This window comes from Alkalihalobacterium elongatum (assembly GCF_019024285.1).
Lineage (GTDB): Bacteria > Bacillota > Bacilli > Bacillales > Bacillaceae_F > Alkalihalobacterium > Alkalihalobacterium elongatum.
The window spans coordinates 48082-61934 of the sequence record NZ_WMKZ01000019.1; the positions used below are offsets into that span (position 1 = coordinate 48082).

The 13853-nt window shown below is 37.5% G+C and carries 11 protein-coding genes; 4 read left to right on the forward strand and 7 right to left on the reverse strand.

Annotation, left to right across the window (positions count from 1 at the left end; all coding sequences use genetic code 11):
* Window positions 1-101 precede the first annotated feature (101 nt).
* Together GKP30_RS16395 and GKP30_RS16400 are read left to right on the forward strand one after the other, a co-directional pair.
* Entirely contained in the window at window positions 102-872 is a 771-nt protein-coding gene (locus tag GKP30_RS16395; protein WP_216830546.1) for an endonuclease/exonuclease/phosphatase family protein, read from the forward strand.
* A 230-nt stretch (window positions 873-1102) separates the two neighbouring features.
* Window positions 1103-1417, forward strand: coding sequence for a DUF3817 domain-containing protein (locus GKP30_RS16400; protein WP_216830547.1), 315 nt, complete (start codon window positions 1103-1105; stop codon window positions 1415-1417).
* Between the two features lie 196 nt (window positions 1418-1613).
* Here GKP30_RS16400 and GKP30_RS16405 read toward each other — a convergent pair whose 3' ends face one another.
* The 4 genes from GKP30_RS16405 to GKP30_RS16420 form a co-directional block, all read right to left on the reverse strand.
* The gene (locus tag GKP30_RS16405; RefSeq protein WP_216830548.1) at window positions 1614-2306 is read right to left on the reverse strand and encodes a pseudouridine synthase; all 693 of its coding nucleotides are present in this window, start codon (window positions 2304-2306) and stop codon (window positions 1614-1616) included.
* Window positions 2307-2475: 169 nt separating this feature from the next.
* The gene (locus GKP30_RS16410; RefSeq protein WP_407928628.1) at window positions 2476-3933 is read right to left on the reverse strand and encodes an alanine/glycine:cation symporter family protein; all 1458 of its coding nucleotides are present in this window, start codon (window positions 3931-3933) and stop codon (window positions 2476-2478) included.
* 197 nt (window positions 3934-4130) lie between these two features.
* A complete protein-coding gene (locus GKP30_RS16415) occupies window positions 4131-5483 on the reverse strand; it encodes an SGNH/GDSL hydrolase family protein (RefSeq protein WP_216830549.1) in 1353 nt (450 codons plus the stop codon).
* 188 nt (window positions 5484-5671) lie between these two features.
* Window positions 5672-7000 carry a S8 family peptidase gene (locus GKP30_RS16420; RefSeq protein WP_216830550.1) on the reverse strand — a complete coding sequence of 443 codons (1329 nt, stop codon included), beginning with the start codon at window positions 6998-7000 and terminating at the stop codon, window positions 5672-5674.
* A 268-nt stretch (window positions 7001-7268) separates the two neighbouring features.
* Here GKP30_RS16420 and GKP30_RS16425 point away from each other — a divergent pair, with 268 nt between their 5' ends.
* Both GKP30_RS16425 and GKP30_RS16430 read left to right on the forward strand, forming a co-directional pair.
* Window positions 7269-8087 carry a tyrosine-protein phosphatase gene (locus GKP30_RS16425; RefSeq protein ID WP_216830551.1) on the forward strand — a complete coding sequence of 273 codons (819 nt, stop codon included), beginning with the start codon at window positions 7269-7271 and terminating at the stop codon, window positions 8085-8087.
* Between the two features lie 862 nt (window positions 8088-8949).
* Window positions 8950-9441 (forward strand): hypothetical protein, encoded by a 492-nt coding sequence (locus tag GKP30_RS16430; protein ID WP_216830552.1) that lies wholly within the window; start codon window positions 8950-8952, stop codon window positions 9439-9441.
* Window positions 9442-9568: 127 nt separating this feature from the next.
* Here the strand turns inward: GKP30_RS16430 and ald are convergent, their stop codons facing one another.
* The 3 genes from ald to GKP30_RS16445 all read right to left on the reverse strand — a co-directional run bounded on the left by ald (window position 9569) and on the right by GKP30_RS16445 (window position 13762).
* Complete coding sequence (gene ald / locus GKP30_RS16435) at window positions 9569-10693, reverse strand: alanine dehydrogenase (protein ID WP_216830553.1); 1125 nt, start codon at window positions 10691-10693, stop codon at window positions 9569-9571.
* An 84-nt stretch (window positions 10694-10777) separates the two neighbouring features.
* Window positions 10778-12139 (reverse strand): aspartate aminotransferase family protein, encoded by a 1362-nt coding sequence (locus GKP30_RS16440; protein ID WP_216830554.1) that lies wholly within the window; start codon window positions 12137-12139, stop codon window positions 10778-10780.
* Between the two features lie 162 nt (window positions 12140-12301).
* On the reverse strand, window positions 12302-13762 hold the full coding sequence (locus GKP30_RS16445) for a CoA-acylating methylmalonate-semialdehyde dehydrogenase (RefSeq protein WP_407928630.1): 1461 nt from the start codon (window positions 13760-13762) through the stop codon (window positions 12302-12304).
* Between the last annotated feature and the right edge of the window lie 91 nt (window positions 13763-13853).

Below are 13853 nucleotides of genomic sequence, written 5' to 3' on the forward strand. Positions count from 1 at the left end.
ATTTTTATCTACAACTGTTGGTACAAGACTATTTCACTAAAACGACACAGGATGAAATGTTTAATGCCATGTCTAAATCTAACGTGACTCGGCAAAGATAATTGCTAAGTGTAAAGGGGGGAGTTCCATTTAAACTTAGAGTTTTATCGTTTAATATACGTCATGGTCTCGGTACGGATCGCCGTGTCGACTTACATAGAATTGCCAAAATCATTAAACAAAGTGATGCTGATATCATTGGTCTTAATGAGGTTGACAAAACATTCTCAAAGCGAAGTCAGTTTCTTGACCAGACGAGTTGGCTTGCCGAAAAATTGCAAATGGAGTATGTTTTTGCACCAGCTCTTTCCATTCAATCCCGTAAGGTCGAACGCCGTGAATACGGAAATGCTTTATTTTCAAGGTTTCCTATTAAAAATTCTACTAGCCACATTGTACGTCTCCAACCTTTTCTATGTGAGCCACGGTCTATAATCGATGCTACTATTCAAATTAACCAAACTTTAGTGAAAACGTTAATTACCCATGTTAGTCTGCATCCTTTATTAAGAAAAAAACAAATAAAAAAAATATTAGAGCATTCTACAGACGAACTCCCAACTCTGTTAATGGGAGATTTAAATTGTAGACCCCATTCTAGAGATTACCGTAAAATAGCTAAATATTATCACAATACATGCGAAAAACGTATAATAAAAGAACTTTGTACCTTTCCATCACGGAAACCAAAGTTTCAACTAGACTATATCTTTGTAAATGATAAGTTGGATGTCATTTATTCCGATGTTATTACGACCTATAAAGAAGCATCTGATCATTTACCGATAACCTCGTTAGTTAAAATTAAAAATGAAACATCGATCACTTTGTAAGCTTCCCCATCTTCAGGTCTGTCGAAGAGGGGAAGTTTTCTACATGGTCGCACCGTTATGGTTTCTTGTTGATGTGCCTTATTATAGCTCTCAAAATCAGCATGCACATAAGATTAACCTCATAACCAATCCTTACTTTTCCTTTTTCACAATATTGTTGTTTTTATTAGCAGCAACATACTGATATAATCACTGTATAAAGCTTGTTTACTACAAGAGGGAGGTTCAACATGTTAGATACACCGCTTAAATGGTTTCGAAACATTGGTATTCTAGAAGGCTGGTCATTTTTATTGCTTCTAGGTGTAGCTATGCCTTTAAAATACATTGCAGATCTGCCCCAGTTTGTTACTGTGATTGGTGCAGCCCACGGGGCATTATTTATGCTTTACTTAGCAATCGCTTTATATGTTACCGTAAAATACAAATGGCCTTTAACACGATTTATTGGTGCTACTCTTGCAGCTGTAACTCCATTTGGTCCTTTTATTTACGATGCTCGGATTTTAAAGTCCTACAAAACAGAGGTTAAGGAAAGCATCTAATTTATTTCTTTATCGAACAATTAACCGCTAATTCCATTTTGAGGAGCAGCGGTTTTTTCGTGTGGGTTTTAGAACAGCACTCTTCCTCTTTTTTCCTTATCGCTGTTCTAAGTGAGGATTTGGAACATGCATTTCATGTAATCAGCTACGCTCTCTTACTTCTAAGTAACACAGATTTGGGACAAAGTAATAGTCCCTATAACGCTGCTAGCAATTTGTTAAGTTCCTCCTCCTCTATTTCTTTCCATTCGCCTTCCTGTAGTGATCCGAGTAGTATGTTCATGATGCGAATTCTTTGAAGACGTTCTACTTTATATCCAAATACTTTACTCATCCTCCTAATTTGCCGATTGAGCCCTTGTGTAAGAATAATGCGAAACGTATTATCGTTGATACGAGATGTATGACATGGTTTTGTTTTTGTCCCGAGAATTTCCACCCCAGCTGCCATGCCATGAAGAAATTCATCTGTAATTGGCTTATCGACCGTTACAATATATTCTTTTTCATGATTTTTTTCAGAATGCATTATCTTATTAACGATATCACCATCATCTGTAAGTAGGATTAATCCTTCTGAAGCTTTATCTAGTCTGCCTATCGGAAATATTCGCTTCGGATAGTTGATGAATTGAATTATATTTCCTTCTACTAATGGTTGTGCTGTACATGTAATACCGACTGGCTTATTAAAAACTATGTAGGTTTTTTTATCACTTTCTTTGATCTTGATTTGTTTCCCATTAACACGGACAACATCTGTTAGCTCTACTGTATCTCCATGTTCACAAATTTTTCCGTTAATAGTAATGCTTCCAGCGTCAATTAAACGATTAACCTCTCGTCTAGAACATTCACCTGTTAAGCTAATAAATTTATTAATTCTCATCTTTTGTTCCTTTCCTAGGTGAGGGAACCTTATTTCTATTCTACTAAATCATATATTAATATACGCAAAAAGCTACGGTTTCATCTGAATACCGTAGCCTTCTTTTCATTTTTATTCATTTAAATTTTAAGCTCTGTTAATGTTGATAAGAATGAAAGGCCTGTGAAGCTTAGCTCGACATTTTGTCTTTATCTTTGTTATATTCATTTTCCCAGTAATCTGCGTTTTTAATATTTAACTTCACAGGGTCAAACACTGGATCGATCCCTTGTTTTTTCTGCTCTTCGTAATCTTTAAGTACTCTTAGTGCAGGTTTTGCCAAGATCAGAATAGCAATAAGATTTAACCAAACCATCAAGCCTAATCCGACGTCCCCTAAAGCCCAAGCAAGATCTGCTTCGCGAACAGCACCGAAGTATACAGCACCGAGTAAAACTATTTTTAAAATAAACATTCCAAATTTATTTCCTTTACCACGAATTAAGTAAGCGATATTCGTTTCTGCCATATAGTAATAGGCCATAATTGTAGTAAATGCGAAGAAAAATAACGCAATTGCAACAAAAGCTGCACCAAAGCCAGGAATTACAGATTCAATGGCAGCTTGAGTATAACCTGCTCCTGCAGGAACTTCACTAATATAACTTACAATTGTATTTCCAGCTCCATCAACAACATTATACATTCCTGTAAATAAAATCATGAATGCCGTCGCAGAACATACTAGTAACGTATCAATATATACCGAGAATGATTGCACTAACCCTTGTTTCGCTGGGTGAGAAACTTCAGCTGCTGCTGCCGCATGTGGACCAGTTCCTTGACCAGCCTCATTTGAATAAATCCCACGTTTTACTCCCCAAGCAATAGCTAAACCAATAATTCCACCAAATGCAGCATCAGCACCAAATGCACTGCTAACAATTAATGAAATAACAGCTGGGAGTTGTGTAATATTTGCACCGATAATAACGAAAGCAAGTAAAATATACGCAACAGCCATAAAAGGAACAACTAGCTGTGCAACGTTTGCAATCCTTTTAACCCCACCAAAGATAATAACAGCGATAATAGCAACAAGTATTGTTGCAGTCAGCCAAGGCTGAATCGAAAACGCATTTTCAACTGCAATCGCAATTGAATTTGATTGAATACCAGGCATTAGTAAACTCATCGCAAGAAGTGTAGCGACCGCAAAAATAACAGCGTACCACTTCCAACCGATACCTTTTTCAATGTAGTAAGCAGGTCCACCACGATAAAGACCGTCTTGCTTTTCTTTATAAACTTGAGCTAATGTCGATTCAATAAATGCACTTGATGCTCCGATAAAAGCAATCGTCCACATCCAAAACACGGCACCAGGTCCCCCGAAGGCAATCGCAGTTGCAGTCCCAGCAATATTACCAGTACCAACCCTTCCTGAAAGCGCTATCGACATCGCTTGGAACGATGATACACCAGCGGATGAACTTTTACCTTTAAACATCAAAGTAACCATATCTTTAATGTGCCTTACCTGTAAAAAGCGAGTAAGAATTGAAAATAACAAACCTACTCCTAAACAAAAGTAAATCATCGGATTACTCCACAAAACACCATTAAGCCAGTTAACTAAAGTTTCCAAATAAATCCCTCCTCTTTTTCTCAATTGAATTTTTAGAACTTTTTTTATATTCGAATTATAATTTAAAAATATCTTTATGGCAATATACTAAAACGTTAATTTATTAATTTACTAAAGTAATATAGTAAAAAAATTTGATTAAAAAAGCCACCTCAAACAATTGAAATGGCTTTGGTAATAATGGGAAATTACTCGCTTTAAAGAGATTGAGTTTTCCTTCTAAACCTTTGTACGGTTAATAATATCATCCCTAACAGTAATAATAATATTCCGCTTCCCATGTAGTTATACATTGGTGTTGCAGTATTTGGTAATTTATTTTTCTTAATAGGTGTTACAATTGTTTCACTTTTCTTTTTCTCTTTATTTATGGCTTTCTTTTGATTTTGTGCAGGCTTTTTTACTATTGCTTCTTCTTCAGTTTCTTCCTCCTCTACTGGCAATTCAGTTGGTGGTTCTTCTAAAACTGGTTCGTCCACTGGTGGTTCCTCGACCACTGGAGGCTCTTCTATAGGCGGCTCTTCTACCGGTGGTTCTTCATCGATTGGTGGTTCCTGTATATTCGTTATATTAATTAAGTTTACAGATTCATAGCCAAAGATATTCTTTACATAAACAGTATACGTCCCATTTTCAGTTACTTGAAACTCACCATCAGTAATGATATTCCCTTCTTCTTGAAAGTCTGCAACTGCTTTCTCACCTTGCAGCCATTTCATATCTGTAGCTTGTCCGCTAGCTGAAACAGCAATAGTAATAGGATCACTCGTTTGTTCCGATGTTGAAGCTGTTAACTCTATTGAAGAAGGAACTAATAGTGGGACTAACAATTGGTTCGCTAAGTTAGCAAGGACTTGATGACCTGCTGGATTCGGATGAACATCATAAGGAAGTAAGTAGTTTAGTTGTTGGTTAGTATAAGGACTATAAGCATCCGCTATGAAAGAATGGCTACGTGAACCTATTAACTTTATGACGTTATTCGTATTAAAGATCATTTCTTCAGCTAATGCATAAAACCCTGGTCCAATAGGGTTTTCTAATGGAATTGGATTATACAACGTATAAAGAATAATCGGTGCTTGAGTCTGTTGCCTTATAGTCGAAATAATGGTTTGCAAATTTGAATTTAATGCTCCTATAGCTAAAGCAACATTCATAGTAAGTGTCTCGGGATCAAATGATGTGGGGTCAGTTACTAGCCCAGCAAAATTCGAGGCCTGCAGTAAATCATTGCTACCAATATTGAGCGTTATTACATTTGCATTTTGTACTGCCTGAATAAAAGATGGTTGCGTTTGTAATGCTTCTAGAAGATCGGCTGATGTCGCACCTGGAACTCCTAAATTTGTTACATTCAATTGGTCTTCACCTATTAAATAAGGAAAAGCCTCACTACCTGGGTTTCCTAAACCATAACCATATGTAATCGAATCACCTAAAGCAACTAAAGATGGTCTAGTAGGTTCATTTGCCAGGGCAAATGAAGAAAACAATGTACTTGCTAGTAACAAGGTAATAAGTAACAAAACTAAACGCTTGAGCTTCAAAAAAATTCCTCCTATATTCAATTTTTCATACTAATCTTTCACATTATAATTCTATTTTACTGAATATTCTATAAATTATTTTGTTGAAATATAACATGTTTTGTAAAACATTCGTGACTTTCCTATCACTCATCCTACTCAACATTAAAAATGGTGCCAGGCACCTTTAAGGTGCCTGGCACCATTTTTTAGATGGAGTTTTCTGCATTAATATAGCCAGCTCCGTATATATAAACCTCTGGTACTCTTAGATTGTTCCATAAATCTGTACCGTTTTTCAGGTTCTGTTTTACTTGGTCAGGAGTTAATGATGGATTATGTTCTAACATTAAAGCAACAATACCTGCACAGATTGGGGTAGCCATGGAAGTGCCTGATAGAGTAATATAGTCTGAGCCAACGCGGTTTCCTTTTTGCAGTTTATCTATAAACGATTTCGGTGATCGAAGTGAGACGATATTTACACCTGGAGCTACAATATCTGGCTTTATCTGCCCATATAATGTTGGTCCTCTACTTGAAAAACTTGCAACATCATCATCTTCTCTTTCCACCGTATCTCTATCATCCAATGCTCCAACGGTAATTACTTGTCGACTTACACCTGGGCTGGCAATAGTCTCGAATTCCGGACCGCTGTTCCCAGCAGCAACACAGACAACAATTCCCGAAGTCCAAGCTTCATTTACAATTTGTACCATAGGGTCATCATTTTCACTATCATGCCTTAGAGCTGGTCCTCCTAAGGACAAGTTGATGACATCGATTCTATTTTCTGGATTACTTGCATTGTAATTTATACAATATTCTACTCCTTGCATGACAGTTTCTAGCGTGCCTGACCCTAATTTATCTAACACTTTTATCCCTACCAAATTAGCTTCAGGGGCGGGCCCTCTATATCTGCCATTAGATGCTGAACCGTCTCCAAGAGCATCCCCTGCACAATGAGTTCCATGTCCGTTATCATCGTATGGCTCAATTCTTTGATTAATAAAATCCACAAAATTAACAATCCTACCCGAAAGATCTTGATGAGGGTGAACCCCCGTATCAATAACAGCAATAGTGACTCCTCTTCCAGTAAGAGTCGTTCCGTTTCTCACAACATCTCGGGCATTTGCTGCAACAACAGCCGTATCTAACAAAGCTTGAACTTCACGATTTAAATATATTTTTTTTACATGAGAACAGCTTGTTAATATTTTTTCTAAAGCAATTGGTGTCATTTGAGCACTGCAGCAAGATACACTAGTAAACTCATTTCGAATTTTACAGCCAGAATGGCCATTGAAAATTTGTTCGACCTCCGAACACCCCTGTTCATAACACCCCTTTTCAAACTGAATGATTACTGAAAATCTTTTGGTCCTTTTTATGACACCTTCAAAAAATTTATGAAGAAAACAAGGTGTCCATTTAAAGGGCTTGTATTGATTTAATACTTTTTCCCGTAATGGTTTGTCTAACTTATGGGCATGAGCTCGCACCATTTGTACCATAGAATATCCAAACAAAAATCTCCCCTCCTATTTATCATTTGCAATACTCTATGGAATTTTTAAGAGTTTTGACTTGGTTAATGTCCATTCTCGTAAAAAATATGCTAGTGACTAGGGTTTTTTTGACTATTTGATTAATTTCTGAATTATCTGTTAAAATATAGTGAGTAAATTGATTATCGTGTTCGTTTCTATTTAAAAGGTTGTATCCGTATACTTTATAAATACCTTTCTTAGGTTCCTAAAAAGGAGCTTGGAAAATATAAGAGAAGGAGTTAAATGCATGAGTAAATTAAATTTACATTCACAACATAATAATGAGAAAAATAGTAGAGATATCTATTTAGAGGGGGTAGTAAATTTCCGAGATTTAGGTGGATACCCTACAGCTGATGGTCGAAAAGTCAAGTGGGGACAATTTTTTCGATCAGGGGCGCTTAACGGGCTAACAGAAAATGATGTGGTTCGTTTACAAAATCTAGGAATTAAGAGAATATGTGATTTACGCCGAAGTATTGAAACAAAATCAAAACCTAATCCGAGAATTTCTGGAATTGACTACATTCATCTGCCCGTTATTCCAGAAAATGAAGATAAAGAACAGGTTAGGCAAGTTGGCGAATTATCTTTACATGGTGAAAAGATCCAGTTGGGTGAGCCTGGTGAAATGCTTCTACGATTAAACCGTGTAATTGCCCACCAAACAAATACTTATTCTCAACTATTAAGAATGCTGTTTGAAGAAGAAAGTGTGCCCTTAGTTATTCATTGTGTTGCGGGTAAAGATCGCACAGGAGTATGTAGTTCATTGATACTAATGACTTTGGGTGTCCCTGAAGAAATAGTAATCGAAGACTTTACGTATACAAATAATTACCTTGAGCAATTAAAGCAAAAAATCCTTACTAAAAGGTTCTTAGAGAAAACCAAAGATGTTAACCCTCAATCTATTGATGCCCTACTAGAGGCAAGACCAGATTACTTAAAAGCATTTTTAAAAGAAATCGCCGATCATTATGGTACCTTCGACGACTATTTATCTCAAAATCTAGGGATAAGTAAACAAGATCGTAAAGATATACAAAATCGTTACTTAATCTAATGAGTTACATGTGTTATTGACTATACTTTTTTGTATGTTTACTAATTAAACCAAAAGTATAACTCCAACTGTACAAGGACTGGTTCAATTATGTCTGCTTCAGGGCCATAGGTTAAACGGTGAAGGCCAAATAACCAATGGAAGACAACGATGTCAAAGCTTGCAAAAAAATCCTGAAGCAGCAATTACACCGTGAAAAAAAGGCTAGAGAAAACCATTTTCTACAAATGATAAAGGCTGTTTTTCATAAACTTCGGTGCTAAAGCGTGAAGAACCAAGCTTATAAGTCTTATAGCAAAGAGCCAACAATCTTTGAGAAAACAGCCTAATAAAATTAGGAATGTTCGTACTCCTCCAAAGGCTTGATGACCTCTTCTTCTGTTTCAGCTACTCCTCTGGCTTCTTTCGGGCTCTTTGATGACCTCTTCCTTCTTTTCAGCTGTTCCTCGGGTTTCATTCCCGCTCTTTGTTGACCTCTTCCTTCGTTTCAGCTGCTCCTCGGGCTTCATTGAGTCTCTATGATTCCCTCTGTCTTCAGTATTAAAGCCTCTGAACTTTCTACTGTTATAGTTGCTGTTAATTCTAACGCATAGATAAGGTTGGTATGAAATAGCCGATCTATAAAAGCACCTTTTAAAAAAACTTTTATACAAAGGCGTTGTTTAAGCATTTTGTTCGACGTATTAGTGAAAATACTAAAAAAGGTAATCTTATAGATTATGAGCAATTGTTTTAATTAACTTTACTAAGTGTGTATGAAATAAGGATTTTCTCCTTAACATATTGTAAAATAACATTGGAGTGATTCAGGGCAAGTTTTATAAATGAGCGCAAAAAAGACTATTGGAGGATTTACTTTTTCATGGAAGAATACAATCAAATTAGCAGTAAATACACTTTTTTGTATGGTTTCCATTCACGAAAGTATTTTAAACTTTTTATTACCGATAATGGCATTTGTGGGGCAGTAATTGCAGGAACCATACCTGATCCCATTATGGCTGATATTATGCTACCTCGAAACCCTGCTGGCTTTTTCTTAGAACCAGTTTACAATAAAAAGATCATGAAACGCCATGATAAAGAAGATGAACTAGATACAGATACAATTGAAAGTCTAGATTACCTAAAGTTAGACAAAAAGAACTTCTTTTGGAAAAAGGAAGAAGTCTCTGAAATAAACATTCAAGCAAAAATGCATAATTTTACATGGCCAGCTAAAAATTCGGGTACAATTACTTTTCACTTACCTAAAAGAAAAAAGAAGACCTTTATTATGTATCCCGTGCAGGATATCGAAGGTTTAATTGAAGAACTAAAAAAAGTGATAGCTAATGTTAAAGTAACCCACTAACATCTGTTACTATCTCGTTTATGCATTCAACTAAAAGAACCAGGCTCTAAACGATAACAAAAAGAGTTGCTACATCATTATTAGCAACTCTTTTTTCTAATCTTTTGTTTTTAGTTTTTGTTTAAAATTAAACTTGTTGAGTTTCTAACACTTCATGAATATTTTTATATGGGAAATTATGCGCCCTCGCTATACCTTCATAAACGATCGAACCATTCATAATATTCAAGCCCCTCAATAAAGCTGGGTTATCTATACATGCTTTTTTATAGCCTTTATTCGCAACTTGGATAGCATATGGTACAGTAACGTTCGTCAATGCAATCGTTGACGTTCTTGGAACAGCTCCTGGCATATTCCCGACCGCATAATGGACAACACCATGCTTTGTATAGGTGGGATTAGCATGCGTTGTTACTCGGTCAACTGTTTCAAATATACCGCCTTGGTCAATCGCAACATCTACGATCACAGTACCTTCTTCCATTAATCGAACAGTCTCTTCAGTAACAAGCTTAGGTGCTTTAGCTCCTGGGATTAAGACAGCGCCAATAACTAAATCAGCTTCTGTACAAGCGTCACTTATCGTTTGAGGGTTGGACATTATCGTTTGAATAGATGTTCCAAAAATATCGTCTAGCTCCCGCAAACGGCTCGGGTTTACATCAATAATTGACACATCTGCCCCTAATCCGATCGCAATTTTCGCTGCATTGGAGCCAACAACTCCTCCACCAATAATTGTTACTTTGCCACGTTTAACTCCAGGAACACCTCCGAGTAATACTCCTTTACCACCTTTTGCTTTTTCAAGAAATTGTGCACCAATTTGGGTAGCCATTCTACCTGCGACTTCACTCATCGGTGTCAAAAGAGGAAGCGTACCGTCTTCTAATTGTACGGTTTCATAAGAGATGGCAACGACATTCTTTTCTATCAGTGCTTTAGTTAAATCCCGTTCTGCTGCTAGATGGAGATAAGTAAATAAGATCAGTCCATCATAGAAGTATGGATACTCTTCTGGAAGAGGTTCCTTTACCTTCATGACCATGTCACATGTCCAAGCCTCTTCTGCTGTTACGATAACAGCACCCGCCTCGGTATATAGCTCATCATAAAAACCAGATCCGAGTCCTGCACATGTTTCCACAAAAACCTGATGTCCTTCCTTCACTAGATTTAATACCCCTCCAGGAGTTAAAGCAACCCGATTTTCATTGTTTTTAATTTCCTTTGGAACGCCAATCCGCACAACAACGAACCTCCTTTTTCAGTGAATAATGCTATAAAGGGGGAGGTGCCAGGCACCTTTTTGGTGCCTGGCACCTCTTTCTTTTTATTTATCTTTTAACTCATTTAACGATTCTTTTAGTATTTTAACTAGGAAGGCAAGGTCTTCCTCTTCAATATTTAGTGGAGGTGAAATCGTTAAGACATTATTGTACCCTGCTACTGTCGCACCATTTTTACCAATAATGACGCCTTTTTGCTTACAAGAAGCAATAACTTTATTGACGATACTTACATCAATTGGTGCCTTCGTATTTTTGTCTGCAACGAGTTCAATACCAATGAGAAGACCTTTTCCACGAACATCGCCGACATAAGGATGGTTTTGCAGAAGATTTTGCAGATCGTTTTTAAGCCGTTCTCCTAACTGTTTTGATCGTTCAAACAAGCTTTCTTTTTCCATAATTTCCAAGTTCTTTAGAGCCAATGCACAAGCAGCAGGGCTGCCACCGAATGTGTTTACGTGTCTGAAGTAGTCATACTGCTCTGTTCCATTAAACGCTTCGTATATTTCTCGTTTAACTGCGGTTGCTGATAACGGTAAATATGCACTCGTAATCCCCTTGGCCATCGTAATTATATCTGGTTTGACACCGTAGTTCATAAACCCAAACGGCTCACCTGTACGTCCAAACCCACAAATAACCTCATCAACAATCATTAAAGCTCCGTGCTTTTCACACACGTCTTTTACAGCAGACATATATCCATCTGGTGGAACGAGAACGCCTCCCCCAGTAATGATTGGCTCCATAATCACAGCAGCGATCGTTTCACTTAATTCCCATGTCATCGTGCGATCGATTGCTTGGACCGCTTCTAATTCCTCTGGAGGACAATCGGGGGCATCATTGGAACGGTAGAGGTCAGGTGGTGGTACATGGATAAAACCAGGCGCTAACGGTTCATATTTGTACTTTCTTTCAGCTTGCCCAGTTGCAGCCAGTGCTCCCATTGAATTTCCATGATACGCTCGATACCTTGAAATGAATTTATACCGATTGTGGTCTCCTTTTTGCTGATGGTATTGTCTCGCTATTTTGAAAGCCGTTTCATTTGCTTCCGAACCACTATTTGAGAAAAAGAAAACATACTCATCCCCTAGTAATTCATTTAGTTTTTCCGCTAGCTTAATAGCAGGTAAATGACTTTGTGTTAAAGGAAAGTAAGCTAATTCTTTTAATTGTTCATAAGCTGCTTCAGCTAACTCCGTGCGACCATAACCTACATTTACACACCACAGCCCTGACATAGCATCTAAATACCTATTTCCGTCATTATCAGTAACCCAAGCCCCTTTCGCTTTAGTTACTACCATCGTACTTTGTGGATTGTAAGGCTTCATAGAGTGCCAAATATACTTTTCATCTTTTTCAAGAGCTTTCATATTTTCATTTGTTCTAAGCATGCCCTTCCTCCTTCCTTCCTTAAAAAATTTATTATATTAAAAAGCTGTTTTCGTTAGCTTTGGCTTCGGCTATTCAAGAATTGATTTGAATGCTAAATGAGTGGGCTTCCGCCCAAAAATGATGAAAGCCTTTTCTATCGATTAGCTCATTGAACTAACATGTTAAAAGTCGTATCTTGAAGTAATCATCTTCTTACGAGTAAAGAAATTAACACCGTCTTTTCCATTTACATGGAGGTCGCCATAGAAGGAATCTTTCCAGCCAGAGAATGGGAAAAACGCCATTGTTGCTGGTACTCCTACGTTAACCCCTAGCATTCCTGCATCCGCTTCTTCACGGAATTTACGAACAGCTTTTGCATCCTTCGTATAAATCGTCGCCCCATTTCCATAACGTGATTTTCGGATGTATTCTAGACCTTCATCTAAGTCTTCTGCACGTAGCATACTAATGACTGGTGCGAAGATCTCTTCTTTTGCGATAACCATTTCTGGTGTAACATGGTCAAAGATTGTTGGACCTAAGAAATTTCCGTCAGTCATTTCGTCTATTTCCTTACGACCATCACGAATGAGTGCTGCTCCTTCTTCAATACCTTTTGAAATATAATCTAATACTTTCGCTCGATGCGAATCGCGAATGACTGGTGTTAAAAGTACTTCATCATCTAATCCGTTCCCGATGATTAATTCATCAGCTCGCGCCTTTAATTCCCTTACAAAAGCCTCTCCATCACCTACTACAACAACTGCACTACAAGCCATACAACGCTGACCTGCACTACCATAAGCCGATGCAACAATATGTGTAACCGCCTTTTCTACATCAGCATCTGGCATAACAATGTGGTGGTTTTTTGCACCAGATAGTGCCTGAACTCGCTTACCATTTGCTGCTGCTCGTTCATAAACATATTTCGCGACAGGTTGAGAACCTACAAAGGAAATTGCTTTAATTTCTTCATGATCAAGTAATCCATTTACAACATCATGAGCCCCGTGAACAACATTTAGTACACCCGCAGGAGCACCTGCTTCTGAAAACAACTCTGCGAGTCTATTTGCTAACATTGGTGTTCTTTCAGAAGGCTTCAAGACGAATGTGTTTCCACACGCAACGGCCAACGGAAACATCCATAGAGGTACCATCATTGGAAAGTTAAATGGGGTAATCCCACCAATTACGCCTAATGGGTACCTGAACATTTCAGAATCAATGTCTTCAGCAATTCCAGATAACGTTTCTCCCATCATTAATGTAGGTGCCCCCGCTGCAAACTCTACACATTCAATTCCACGTTGTACTTCACCATGTGCTTCTTTAAACGCCTTCCCATTTTCTTGAACGATTAACTTTGCTAATTCGTCATGATTATCTGATAGTAATGTGTGAAATTTAAATAGAATACGAGCACGCTTTGGTACTGGTGTGTTTTTCCACGTTTTAAAAGCTTCACTAGCTGCTTGAACCGCTTGGTCAACATCCTCTTTTGTTGATACAGGAACGGTAGCCAATACTTCCCCTGTTGCTGGATTCGGTACATCTAATGTGCTCTCTCCGTTTGATTCCACCCATTGGCCATTAATATAATTTTTTAAAACATTTGTTTGTTTTTGTATCATAGTCATCGTTATTACCTCCTATATTTTCTGATTTTTCAATCAACTATTCCCTTGTAATCATTATCTCTCATTTTGAAAAGGCATTCATTAG